Genomic DNA, 394 nt, shown 5'->3' with positions numbered 1-394 from the left:
CAAGGCCCTGGCCACGCTGGGCGGACGCGCCAGCCTCACGGCCATCGCGGGCGCGGTGGAGGAAAGCCCGGCCAAGGTCCACCGCTACCTGGCCAGCCTGATGGCCGAGGGGCTGGTGGAGCAGGACCGTGGCGGCACGCAGTACGCGCTGGCGGCCGAGGCCATGCGCGTGGGCCTGGCCGCCATGCGGCAGTCCGACCCCATCCGCCTGGCCGAGCCTGCCCTATTGCACCTGCGCGAGGCCTTGCAGGTCACCAGCTTCGTGGCCGTGATGGGCAACCTGGGGCCGACCATCGTGCGCTTCGAGGAGCCGGGCCTGCCGGTCACCGTCAATGTGCGCGTGGGCTCGGTGATGTCGCTGCTGTGGTCGGCCACGGGACGCGCCTTCTTCGCC

1 protein-coding gene is annotated in these 394 nt (G+C 72.6%); it reads left to right on the top strand.

Annotated elements, in window-relative coordinates; genetic code table 11:
- Window positions 1-394, top strand: a 394-nt coding sequence (locus L995_RS16220; protein WP_047472632.1) for a helix-turn-helix domain-containing protein, incomplete at both ends; no start/stop codon positions are given.

The sequence above is a fragment of the Delftia sp. ZNC0008 genome (assembly GCF_000799035.1).
GTDB classification, from domain to species: Bacteria; Pseudomonadota; Gammaproteobacteria; order Burkholderiales; family Burkholderiaceae_C; genus Comamonas; species Comamonas tsuruhatensis.
The sequence above is the reverse complement of the archived record's forward strand: the minus strand, read 5'-3'. Positions and strand labels throughout refer to the sequence as shown.